Raw genomic sequence first — 12367 nt, forward strand, 5'->3', positions numbered from 1 at the left:
TGTTATTTTATAATTTAAATAGCATAAGTTTTATTATTTATAATTTAATAGTTAAAAAATATTGTCTTTTATGTTTGGAAGCAGATTATAGATTGAAGTGCCTATTGTCTTTTCAAAATACTCTTTTATTTCAAAAACTTTTTTCCATCTCAATGCACTTTGAGGAAATGTTCCATATCTTAATGCAGCATCAACAAATCTTTTTTCTAATAAACAAAATCCGCTCGGCAAAGCAAGGCAGTCGCATAGTTGGATAAGTAAATCATAATCATCATATACTGCATTTGCAACAAAATCTTTTATAAATTTATAATCATCTTTAGACATATCAAATACTCCTATTGCAGTGTTTACGTCTTGTATCATAAAAGCATGAGTTATGCATATCTGAGCCATTTTCTCCCAGCCATAATTGATGCAGTATTTATAACCATCTATTAAATGCCTCTCTGCACTTATTCCTGTATATCTTCCAATATCATGCAAAAGGCCAAATATATATGAATTGTCTTCGTCTAATTTTTTATCTGTTGATTTTTTATTATATTCGTAAGCTATTATTCTTGCAGCTTTGGCAACATATTTTGAATGAATGGCCCAAGGAGTAGGGTTTGATTTGTATGCTTTTTCTAATTCGTATTCTGCTCTTTCTAAATTTAGTGTTTCCATAATTTTATATTATAATATAACTTTTTTATAAAAAATAGTATATCGCATATATATTTTTATTAAATAATAATTATTATTAGTTGTATTTTTATATTAATTTTATATAATATATACATGAAGACTTCTATTTACAATCTATTTCCTCCTCTTTTGGGACACATCTCGAATTGGTATAGTCATATTGATAGAATTAAAAATATGGGTTTTGAGTGGATTTATATAAACCCTATTACTTATCCTGGTTTTAGCGGAAGTTTGTACGCTGCGAAAGATTATTACAAATATAATGAGAATTTTTTTTCGAGTGCTGAGGCTAATATTGCTGAAAAAGAATTAAAAGATTTTTTGAATTATTGTAAAAAAAATAATATAAAGGTGATGATAGATTTAGTTATTAATCATTCTTCAAAGGACAGTGTTTTAGTTGATGAGCATTTTGATTGGTATTTATTAGATGATGAAGGTAAATTAAAATCTCCGGGTGCTTGGGACAATGGTGTGTGGATTGAATGGGGAGATTTAGCGAGTTTCAATAATGAGAAATCTGAAAAAGAAGAAAATCCTATTTGGGAGTATTGGAAAGATTTAATACTTCATAATTTGAGTTTAGGTTTTGATGGTTTTAGATGTGATGCTGCCTACAAAGTTAATAAAGACTTATGGATATACCTTATTGACATTGCTAAAACTAATAAAAAAGATACAGTATTTTTTGCTGAGAGTTTGGGCTGTTCTATGGAAGATACATTATCTTTAATTGAAGCTGGTTTTGATTATGTGGCAAGCAGTGCAAAGTGGTGGGATTATGAGTCTGAGTGGTTTATAGAGCAGTATGATTTGGCAAGAGAAAAATCTAAACAAATAGCTTTCCCTAGTAATCATGATACTTTAAGACTTATTAATGAATATAATGGTAATATATGGGAAGTTATGCAGAGATTTTTATTTACTGCTATGGTTTGCGATATGTGGATGATAACATTGGGTGATGAATATGGTTTTTATAATAGATGTGATGTTGTTAAAGGAAATGAGTTTGAAAATATTAGCTATGATTTAAGTGAGTTTATAAAAGATATTAGTAATTATATAAAAAATAATGATATACTTTCTAATTGCGGTAAAATAGTGTCTATTGATTTGCAGGAGAAGAAGCTAATTGAGGAGCTAAAAAAGAAATTAGAAAATTCATCAAATGAGAATAATGAAAATAATAATGAGAATATAGAAGAGAAAGAAAAGAAAAAAAATCCTTTAAAGCGTTTTTATAAATATAGTTTAGATGAAAAAGATGTTGTTTTAATAGTAATTAACACAAGTGCAGATAAAGAAACTTTAGAAATAGATAAATATAATATAATAGAAGATATATCATTTAATAATAGAGTAAATGATTTTAAAAACGGGATAGTGGAGTTTTTACCGTATCAATTAAAAATATTTAAAGTGGTAAAGACTATTAGTTATAATTTAGAAGGTTAATTTTTTTATGTCAGAAAATAAATCTATAGAAACTTTTTTTAGAGACTTATCTATGGGGCTTCTTTATATGGAAAATACTTATGAGATAGATAGGGTTGTAGATTTATTTTTAGAGCAGATTTGTAATTTTTATGGATTTGATTGCGGAGAGGTGTATTTCCCAAAAGGAGATTATTTAATACTGAGGGGAGTATACGGCATTGATAGGTATTATGTTTGTAAGGTTGATTTCCCTATAGTAAAAAATAGAATAGAAGAAGTTTTATATAAGCAAAAGAGATATGTTGGAAATAATGAAAATATAAGTGATTATGATGTTTTTAATAATTATTCTTCGCTTATGGTTTTGCCTATTTATTTACATAATAATCCTATAGGTTTGGTAGCTTTTAGAAATAAAGAGGATAAGAGAGAATATTATAAAAATATATTAGAAGATTTGCTTAATATAATAGGTCATTTTGGGGTATATGCTAATAATGTTTTACAGAATGTTACATATAAAGAGAAAGATAAACAATTAAAATTGCTTAGAGAGCTTTATATAAAATTAAGTGATATAAATAAATTTGATTCCAACTTAAAAGGCATTTCAGAGGATATAGCGAATATATTTAGTTCTCGAAAAGCATTTATGATGTTTAGTCATGATAATAATACTAGGTTTGAGACTATATCGAGCTATGGTTTTGATGCGGACTTTGATTGCACTATTTTTGAGAAGGAAAATCATATATCTAATTGTATAAAAGACGGCAAAAGTTTTATCAATAATATAGCAAAAACTGAGTGTGCTGAAAGGTTTGCTGGCATTATTAATAGGTCTGTGTTATTCAATAAGGTTATGATTAGAGAGGGAGTTGATGTTTATATTGTTGTGATAGATAGAATTCCTGATGCTGTTAATCCATTAGGTGATTTTGACAATGAAGATGCTGGGTTATTAAAGCCTCTTTTATTAAACATTTCAAGTAGGGTATCAGAATATTTTAACATAGTAGAGTTAAGCAAAGCCAATGAAAAAAATATGCGCCACATGTCACGTTTAAATACGTTATATGATATGAGCAATATTTTGGTAGAGCGCTCAAAGACTGAAGATATATTGTTTTTGCTATTAACTATTACAACAATAGGAGATGTCTTTGCTTTTAATAGAGCATTTGCTTTTCTTTATGATGAGGGCTTTAATGTATTTAGAGGGCGTATGTGTATAGCTCCTAAAGATGGAGAAGAGGCTGCTTATATATGGAATGATATGAAAAATATTGATAAGTATGCTTTAAGAGAAAAGATAATGCTTTCTTTTAATATGAATAGCATTAAGGCTTCTTGGGATTTGAATCAGCAATTTATTAATACAGTTATACCTAACAATGAGAATTGCGAGTTGTTTTTTGAGGTTTTTAATACTCATGATACTATTAATATTACTAATATAGATGAAGATTACAGAGTTGAGCAATTAAGGCAATATACAGATTTATTTGGTAATTATCCTTTTGCTATTATACCAATAATGAATGCGAGTAAATGTATAGGTATGATATTAGTTGATAATCCTTTCAATAATAAGGCTATACCTAATGACGATTTAGATTATTTGAAGATGTTTGGAAGGCAGGCGGCAGTTGCTTTGGGGTATTCATATCTTTATAATGAACTTGAAAAGAATAATAATGCTTTAAAAACAGCACAGAAGACTTTACTTGATATGAAGAGTTTGGCTATTATAGGAGAGATGAGCTCTTCTATGGCGCATAATTTGAGGAATTTTATTGTCCCTATTGCAGGGTTTGCTAATAGGCTTGTGAGGGTGAGCAGTGATGAGAATGTTAAGAAATATGCTCAGATTATAGCTGATGAGGTTGAGAATTTAGAGAATTATATTAGAAAGAATTTATCATTTGCTAAGAGTATTAATTTAGAAGCAGAAAAAATAAAAATAGAAGATATTATTAAATATATTACTATTATATCTAAAGAGTATATAAAAAAGAGCAATAAAGATATTAAATTCTATGCTTTTAATTTTAGTAAAAAAGATACTGTATATTGGGATTATGATAGAATGAATGAGGTTATATTTAATTTAGTTGTTAATGCAATAGATGCCATATCAAATGAACAATATGCTATAATAAGTGTTTTATTTAGTGATAATTTATATAATGATTCAATGATAGATATAATAGTAGAAAACACTAATTCTTATATTACAGATGAAGTTATGGAAAATATTTTTAAGCCGTTTTTTACTACAAAGAGCCATGGTGTTGGTATTGGTTTAGCTATATCAAAGAGAATAGTAGAGGCACATGGCGGAAGTATGAATATAAAAAGCATTAATATTCCATTTGAGACTACTTCTTTTATTATCACAGTTCCTGAGATTTTAAATAATTAATAAACATATTCCGATAATATTATTGGAGTAATTTTATGGCAAAAATAAGTGAAGTAGCTAAGGCTGAATGTGTTAGAAGACAAAACAAATATAAAGATTTACTTTCTGTTGTAGAATCTAAATTAAATAAATTAGAAAAAGAGATATCTTCCATAGATGATGAATTATTGGCATCATATAAAAAGATAGATTTGGCAGTTTTATATATCAATGCTTCATCATTAATAGCAACTTCCTGTTATGTGGCAATAGATTCTATAGATGTAAGATCAGAAAATCAGCTTAATGATGGAAGAAGATATATTAACAAGGCTATTATTTTGCTTGAAGAGGCTTTAGGAAATCATTCTGATGATTCGCTTTCATTAAATGAAAATATACATGAATATTTAAAAGATAAGCTTAATGATGAATGGAGATATAAGTTTATATGTTCATTTGGGTATGTTATAGACTTTTTTAAATACTGTTATGGAGAAACTTCTAAATGGCTTCAAAATTTTTATGAGATAGAATGGCGTTTTGCCCTAATATCGAAAAATATAATAGATTTTAAAAATTATATAAAAGAGCTAAGCCCTGATGTGGAAGGCTATATTTATAGGGTTAAGCTTATGAGATTATCAAAATCTTTATTATCAGCAGCTGCCGAACAGCAAAGAACAAAGTATGAATTAAAAGAAAGAAGATTAGATGATATGAAAATAGCTCTTAATTTAATAGCTGCTTTAAGAAGAATAAATGTATATCTTAATGAAACAGAAGAGGCAGAATCACAGAAAAAGATTTATGACCTTTGGAAAAAGAAAATGGACGACGACATTAAAAAAATGTCTTGATAAGTTTTTTTATATTATACTTGTTTGAAATGTAATTGATAGAGTTAGTTATATAATTTTTAATATAAGTTTAGTTATAAGATAATGTTTTATATGTTGTATAATTAATTATTTTTTAGTATATAAAAATGCAGTTCTTTTGGTTCTTTTATACCAATAAAAGAACTGGGGGTGTGGGGGCAAAGCCACCACAAATAATAAAAACATAAAAATTTTTAAGTTTATAATAATTGTTCTTTTTCCCGCCGCTACGTTCTGCGGGCTTCGTCAAAGAACCCAAAAGTGTAAGTTAAGAAAGTAATACTAATTATATTTTACATACTAAATATTAAACTAAAAACATATAAATATTTATTAATTTAGTTTTGAAACAAGTCTATTTTACTCTGCTATTATAATATCATCTTCATATTTTAAAGATTTTACTGTTATAAGTTCTTTTTTATTTAGAGTTTTATCACTTTTGAACTTTACTTTTAAATATTCTCCGCTTGTACCTATATAATAATTATTTTCCAAAACCTCTTCAACGATAACATCTAATTTTCTACCTAAAGCATTATTATAATAATTATCTTTCATTTTGTTGTTTAATTCATTTAAAAGTTTTGCTCTTTTTAATTTTCTTCTATATCCTATTTTATTCGGCATTTTTGATGATGGGGTATTTTCTCTATCTGAATACCTAAATACATGCATTTTTATAAACTTTGACTTTTCGCATAAATTGTATGTATCATTAAAATCATCATTTTCTTCTTCTGGAAAACCCACCATTACATCAGTACTTATTGCCATATTTGGATTAACTTTATATAGCTTTTCTATGGAAGTTAAATATTCTTCTCTTGTATATCTTCTGTTCATTAGTTTTAATATTTTATTGCTTCCAGATTGTAATGGAATATGTGCATGAGGGGATAATACGTCTTTATTTTTAAAAAGGTTTATAAGCTCATCATCAAAATAAATTGGCTCAATAGATGAGAGTCTTATTCTAATGCCGTATTTAGAAGAATGCTCTAATATATTTTTTAGTATATCAGCAAATTTTATTTCGTTGTTATAGTTGTAAGAGCCTAAATTAAGACCTGTTAATACTACTTCTTTATAATTGTAATCATTCGCAATTTTTATAGCCTCATATATTTTATTTGGCTCAAGGCTTTTATGTTTGCCTCTCACTCTTGAAACTATACAATAACTGCAAAATACTTCGCATCCATCTTGTATTTTTAAATATGCTCTGCTTTGCTCCTGTGGGAAAAATATTGTGGATTTTATTTCTTTGTTTGTATCTTTTTGTATAGTATTAAATATAATTTGTGCTGCTTCTTCTTTATGGTCATTATTAATTGTGATAATATTTTTATTTTCTGTAGTGAAGCCTTTCTTTGAAACATAACAGCCTATTAAAAATATTTTTTTTTGTTCTATATCTTCCAATTTTTCTAAGTAGGAAACTAATTTTTTATCACTGTCATTTGTTACGGTGCATGTATTAATTGCTATTGCATCTGCTTCTTTTAGGGTTGTGATATTTGCTCCCATATTTTTTAATTCGTAGGCTATCTTTTCGCTTTCGTATTGATTAAGTCTGCATCCGAATGTGTGTATGTGTATATTCATTTATTTCTCTCTTTGTATTAATAAAAAACTCTATTTATTTTTTGTTTATAAACAATAACAAATTATATAATAACATATTTTTTTATTTTTACTACTTGCAGAAAATTTTAATTATGTTAATATAATTATGTTTAGTAAAATGCCGATAATATCTTTATATTAAATTATATTCAGTGGAGTATATATGGATAGCAAGTATCGTATAGAATTAGATGAAAATTCCAAAGGGAGCATGGCAATGAATTCTTATAATAATCTCTCATCATTAGACACAGTAATCAAAGTTATAGGTGTCGGTAACGGCGGATGTAATGCTATAAACAGAATGATAGCTGAAGGATTAGAGAATGTAGATTTTATAGCTATGAATACCGATGCACAGGCGCTATCTCGTTCTAATGCTCCTACTAGAATAGTTTTAGGTGACAGAGTTACACAAGGTTTAGGCGCAGGTACAGACCCAGAGAAGGGTGCTGAGGCTGCAAGAGAAGATGTTGCTAAAATAGAAGAGATTGTAAGCGGTGCTAATTTAGTATTTATTGCGAGTAGTTTTGGAGGCGGTACTGGTACAGGTGCTAGTCCTGTGGTGGCAGAGGCTGCTAAAAAGGCTGGTGCTTTAACTATTGGTGTTGTAACTAAGCCTTTTGAGTATGAAGGCAGACTTAAAATGGAGCGCGCCGAGGCTGGTATAGAAAAAATGCTTACAGTAGTAGACTCTCTTATCATTATACCTAATGAAAACCTTTATGATATGGTTGATATGGATAATTATAAATATGAAGAGGCTTTAGCGGTTGTTGATGATATATTACGTCAGGGTGTTCAGGGTATTTCTGATATAATTACACAGGTTGGATTTATAAATGTTGACTTTGCCGATGTAAAAACTATGATTTCTCTTTCTAATGGAAGGGCTCATTTGGGTATTGGTGTTGGTAAAGGTGATGATAGGCTTCATAAGGCTATTACTAATGCATTTGAAAATCCGCTTTTAGATGTTGCTAGTATTAAAAATGCGAGGGGAATACTTGCTAATATAGTTTGTCCTAAAGATTTTGGTATGAAAGAGTATAGAGAAGCAAGCAAGATTATTAATAACTATGCTAATGAAAATGCTAATATAAAAATTGGTGTTTGTACTAAAGAAGAAATTAAAGATGAAATTATTGTTACAATAGTTGCTACTGGTTTTGATAATAACTCAAATAATACTGAAGAAAAAAAAATAGAAGATAAAGAATCTAATACAATAAAAGATGATAAAGTAAATGATGTTTCTAATGAAGTAAAAAACAATGGTGTAGAAAATAATTCTAATGATATTAAAGAAACTCAAAAAATCAATTTTGTTGTAGATGAAATTAATGCAAATGAAGCAAATATAGAAAATTCAAATGATATAGAAAGTAAAAAAATTGAAACTATTATAGGAAATCATATAAAAAGTATAAATAATATAGAGAATATAGAAAAAATAGAAAATAAAGTAATAGAAGAAGAAATAGAAAATCATGATGATATTTCAAATAATAAATATGTTATCAATTTTAAAAACAAGATAGAAGAGATGAAAAAACCTGTAATATCTAAAAGCGGTTTTAGCAGATTAAATCTTGAAAATGAATTAAAGTCAAATAACTTAGATGTTAATTTATCTAGCGATAATATATTAAATAGTAATAATGTTGCAGAAGAATATGAGGAAGAATTAGAGCATAATAAAATAAATAATAATATACAGGAAAGAAAAGAATATAAAGCAGCAGCGGAACTTTATAGTGTATTAGAAGAAGAAACTAATACAGAAAAAAGAACTATAGCTCCTTTTGAGATTATACCTGAAGATGAAATGCAAAAGCATAATAATTTAGGAGCTAAGCTGCCATTTGCAGATGAGAGTGTAGATACAGATTATGAAAAGCCAGCATTCCTTAGAAGACAATTACAGGTAAGAAATATTAATAGATAAGGGTTATAGCGTTGAAGATATATAAAATTTTTTGTTTATTTGTTTTAACAGTATGCAGTGTTTTGGCACAGAGTTATGATGATGCTTTAAATCTCTATAATAATAGAAATTATGAAGCATCTATCTCTGTGCTAAATTCATTAAATATTAAACCAAGTAATATCAATGAATATCTGCTGCTTATAGACAATTATATAAAACTTCAAAATTATACTATGGCGCAAACTCTTATAGATGATGCTTATAGATATCATTCAAGAGATTATAGAGTTTTAGAGAAAAAATTAACTATAGAGCTTATCAATAATAAGAATAATGAAGCAAGAGCTACAATTAACCAAATTAAAGCTTTAGACAGTAAAAATTATCTTGCCAACTATGCTGAGGGAGCATTAAGTGAGAGAGTGGGGTATTATAAAACTGCTATGAGCTTATATGAAAGGGCTATGATATTAAATAAAAATAGGAGTGAAGCTCCTGTGGCACTTGCATATTTAAAGCTTGCTAATGGAGATAAAAATACGGCTTTAGATTTATTTAATCTTAATATAAAAAATAATCCTAAAATGGCTGAATCTTATTATCATTTGGCTAATTATTATTATATAACTGGTAATTATAATGCATCTTTAAATGAAATTAAAAATGCTTTTTATTATTATACAAATTATAATGATGCAAAAATATTACAGGCAAATGTTTATATGGCTTTAGATAGATACAATGATGCTATAGCTATATTAGAATATATTCCAGAGTCAAGTTTCAAAGATGATACTAAAAATTATTATATAGGCAATGTTTATGAGAAGGCTAATAATTTTCCTAATGCTAAAAATGCCTATATAAATTATTTAAGAGTAAAACCAGAAGATGAACTTGGCAGATTAGCTTATGAGAGAGTTTTATTTAATACTAATCCTCAAGCTGATTATGAAAGAGACAGAGCTGCTTTATATTATGCTAATAAGGCTTCTTACTATACAAGACTTGCTGATAAAATTCGCTCTCAAGCATATTTAAAACACATGTTAAAATTAAATCCTGCTAATACTTATGCAAGACTTATGCTTTCAGATGTATATAAAAGAATGGGATTAGAAGAGAAAGCTTTAGAGGAATTAGAGATTGCTAAAAATGTTAATCCTAATAATAAATCTATTGTTTATAAATATGACAGCTATAAAAGACAATTGGATAAAAATATAATTTCAAGAACTTGGGGCATAGATAATCAGTATAATATAGATAAGCCAGGTTTTACAGTTGCTATAGCGGATACTATTAATATACAAAAAGACAGTCCAATGTTTTTAAATACTGCATTATATCAAACATTATCTTACGTGCTTCCGCAGTATGGCAGATTTAATGTTGTAGATATTTATAATACTTATTATTCTGAGAGAGATTTATATCAAGAATTAAAAAGAAGAAATGCTGATTATTATTTAAGAGGTTCTACATTTAGCGGATATGATAATATTACTTTAATGCTTGACTTAGTAGATGTTAATACAGAGAGAGTTGTTACTAATTTTACTATCACTACAAGAGGCAGAGATAAAATGATGACTGCTGCTGTTATGGCTGGAAATGTTATCAATAATACAGTGCCTTTCTATTCTAAAATAATTAAAATACATAATGACAATATATATATTAATGCAGGCAAACTTCAAGGCTTAAGCAATAATATGAATATGATGATATATAATACAACTAAAGCAGAATTAAATATGACTAATGCCGAAACTATTGGTATGGCTAAAGTGATAACAGTTGATGAAAATGTATCTTTAATTAAACTTATAGATAATAGAGCTTTAAACAAACTTAATATAAATCAAATAACAGTTCCTTATATTACTAATACAGTAAATACAAATATTACTGCTGTTAATTAATAATTATTTATGAGAAACATTATAGGTGTATATGGTCTTATCTGTTCTGGTAAGAGTTCTTTTTCTAAGCTTCTTGCAAAAGAGCTTGATGCTTTTTATATAGATGCTGATAAGCTTGGTCATGAGGCTTTAGAAAATAAAAAAGATATTATTTTAAAAGAGTTTTCTAATAGCATATTAGATTCAAACAATAATATAGATAGAAAAAAGCTTGGAAGTATTGTATTTTCTAATAAAAAAAAGCTTAAAAAACTTCAAGATATTACTTATTCTTATATAGAAAAAAAAACAGAAGATTTAATAAACTCCACTGATAAAGATGTTGTTATAGAAGCTGCTTTAATTATGAGGAGCAATATATATAAACTTTGTAATAGTTTAGTTTTTGTTAATGCCAAAACTTCCAATATATTAAAAAGAATGCAAAAAAGTAGAAATATATCAGAACATAATGCAAGAAAGATATTAAAAATGCAAAGAGATGTAAAAAATAAGAAACTCTATGCCGATATTATTATCAACAATATGAGAGATTATAATCATTTGGTAATTATATCTCGAAAATTAGGATGGCATTATGGAAATGAATCAAAAAGAAAACATGGAAGAAAGAGATTATTCTACTAAATTGAATAATAAGCAAACAAATAATAGAAGAACATTGTATATAGTTAATTTTACACCTATAAGACTATTAGTATTTTCTGTAAGTGCTGCTAGTTTAGTATTGTTTATATTTGTTATAGGTTTTCATTTGGGTTCTTCTAAGGCAAGCTATGCTTCTAATAATAGTGCAGATGTATCAAGTGATATACTTATGAGAGAGAATAATAATGTTATTAATAATTTAGATACTACTGATACTTTAGCTATGGCTGATAATTTAAATAGTCAAGAAAATAACATGCAAGAATCTAACTTTGTTGATTCAAATATAGATAATATTGAGCCTTTAAATAATAATGCTTCAAGCGTAAGTAGCAGCAGTATTATTAGAGAAGGTGTATCTTCAGAAGACAGATATAATGAATATACTAAAAATTTAGCTTCAGAACTTGATGCAATTAATGCAAATATTAAAGGAGAACAAACTCCAAATTCAACATATACACCTCCCGAGCAAATGATAGCTAGTGTTAAACCTATAGAGAAAAAAGAGGTAACTACAACTGTGCCATATACTAAATCATCTTCTCAAGATTCTATTTATTTTATACAAGTAGCAGTTGGTTTTGATAAAGATAATACTTATTCTGCAAGAGATACATTAAAAGTTAAATATCCAAAAACTTTTGTTAAAGAAGAAGTAGGCTCAGATGGAAAAACTATGTACAAATTAAAAATAGGCAGGTATGAAACCAGAGAAGATGCTCAGAAGGTTTTAGCTGAGATTAAAAAGAATCCTGTATATAAAGATAGTTATATTTATTCCGATAAGAAGATAAGTTAATATTTTAAAGATATC

Annotated in this window: 9 protein-coding genes; 7 read left to right on the plus strand and 2 right to left on the minus strand. The window is 27.3% G+C overall.

The window, feature by feature from the left end:
- Positions 1-51 precede the first annotated feature (51 nt).
- Complete coding sequence (locus R4I97_RS10580) at positions 52-669, minus strand: HD domain-containing protein (protein ID WP_335785016.1); 618 nt, start codon at positions 667-669, stop codon at positions 52-54.
- Between the two features lie 114 nt (positions 670-783).
- On the opposite strand from R4I97_RS10580, the gene R4I97_RS10585 reads away from it, so the two are divergent.
- Genes R4I97_RS10585 through R4I97_RS10595 form a run of 3 tightly spaced genes read left to right on the plus strand, consistent with a single transcriptional unit; the run spans position 784 to position 5397 of the window.
- A complete protein-coding gene (locus R4I97_RS10585; protein ID WP_335785017.1) occupies positions 784-2151 on the plus strand; it encodes an alpha-amylase family glycosyl hydrolase in 1368 nt (455 codons plus the stop codon).
- A 7-nt stretch (positions 2152-2158) separates the two neighbouring features.
- Positions 2159-4558 (plus strand): GAF domain-containing sensor histidine kinase, encoded by a 2400-nt coding sequence (locus R4I97_RS10590; RefSeq protein WP_335785018.1) that lies wholly within the window; start codon positions 2159-2161, stop codon positions 4556-4558.
- A gap of 35 nt (positions 4559-4593) precedes the next feature.
- On the plus strand, positions 4594-5397 hold the full coding sequence (locus R4I97_RS10595; protein ID WP_335785019.1) for a hypothetical protein: 804 nt from the start codon (positions 4594-4596) through the stop codon (positions 5395-5397).
- Between the two features lie 381 nt (positions 5398-5778).
- Here R4I97_RS10595 and mtaB read toward each other — a convergent pair whose 3' ends face one another.
- Positions 5779-7026 carry a tRNA (N(6)-L-threonylcarbamoyladenosine(37)-C(2))-methylthiotransferase MtaB gene (gene mtaB / locus R4I97_RS10600; RefSeq protein WP_335785020.1) on the minus strand — a complete coding sequence of 416 codons (1248 nt, stop codon included), beginning with the start codon at positions 7024-7026 and terminating at the stop codon, positions 5779-5781.
- Positions 7027-7210: 184 nt separating this feature from the next.
- Between mtaB and ftsZ the strand changes: the two genes are divergently transcribed.
- The 4 genes from ftsZ to R4I97_RS10620 are packed head-to-tail and all read left to right on the plus strand — an operon-like array spanning position 7211 to position 12352.
- Positions 7211-8995: a cell division protein FtsZ gene (gene ftsZ, locus R4I97_RS10605; RefSeq protein WP_335785021.1), complete on the plus strand. Its 1785-nt coding sequence runs from the start codon at positions 7211-7213 to the stop codon at positions 8993-8995.
- 11 nt (positions 8996-9006) lie between these two features.
- Positions 9007-10902, plus strand: coding sequence for a hypothetical protein (locus R4I97_RS10610; RefSeq protein WP_335785022.1), 1896 nt, complete (start codon positions 9007-9009; stop codon positions 10900-10902).
- 9 nt (positions 10903-10911) lie between these two features.
- Complete coding sequence (gene coaE, locus R4I97_RS10615; RefSeq protein WP_335785023.1) at positions 10912-11529, plus strand: dephospho-CoA kinase; 618 nt, start codon at positions 10912-10914, stop codon at positions 11527-11529.
- On the plus strand, positions 11480-12352 hold the full coding sequence (locus R4I97_RS10620) for an SPOR domain-containing protein (protein WP_335785024.1): 873 nt from the start codon (positions 11480-11482) through the stop codon (positions 12350-12352). Before coaE ends, R4I97_RS10620 begins: the two co-directional genes overlap by 50 nt.
- The last annotated feature ends 15 nt before the right edge of the window (positions 12353-12367 follow it).

It is taken from the genome of Brachyspira pilosicoli (assembly GCF_036997485.1).
Lineage (GTDB): Bacteria > Spirochaetota > Brachyspiria > Brachyspirales > Brachyspiraceae > Brachyspira > Brachyspira pilosicoli_C.

Excerpts from the sequence above, each read along its gene's own strand:
- mtaB (WP_335785020.1), bottom strand. The coding sequence starts at position 7,026 with ATGAATATACACATACACACATTCGGATGCAGACTTAATCAATACGAA.
- ftsZ (WP_335785021.1), top strand. The coding sequence starts at position 7,211 with ATGGATAGCAAGTATCGTATAGAATTAGATGAAAATTCCAAAGGGAGC.
- R4I97_RS10585 (WP_335785017.1), top strand. The coding sequence starts at position 784 with ATGAAGACTTCTATTTACAATCTATTTCCTCCTCTTTTGGGACACATC.
- R4I97_RS10590 (WP_335785018.1), top strand. The coding sequence starts at position 2,159 with ATGTCAGAAAATAAATCTATAGAAACTTTTTTTAGAGACTTATCTATG.
- R4I97_RS10620 (WP_335785024.1), top strand. The coding sequence starts at position 11,480 with ATGGAAATGAATCAAAAAGAAAACATGGAAGAAAGAGATTATTCTACT.
- coaE (WP_335785023.1), top strand. The coding sequence starts at position 10,912 with ATGAGAAACATTATAGGTGTATATGGTCTTATCTGTTCTGGTAAGAGT.
- R4I97_RS10595 (WP_335785019.1), top strand. The coding sequence starts at position 4,594 with ATGGCAAAAATAAGTGAAGTAGCTAAGGCTGAATGTGTTAGAAGACAA.
- R4I97_RS10580 (WP_335785016.1), bottom strand. The coding sequence starts at position 669 with ATGGAAACACTAAATTTAGAAAGAGCAGAATACGAATTAGAAAAAGCA.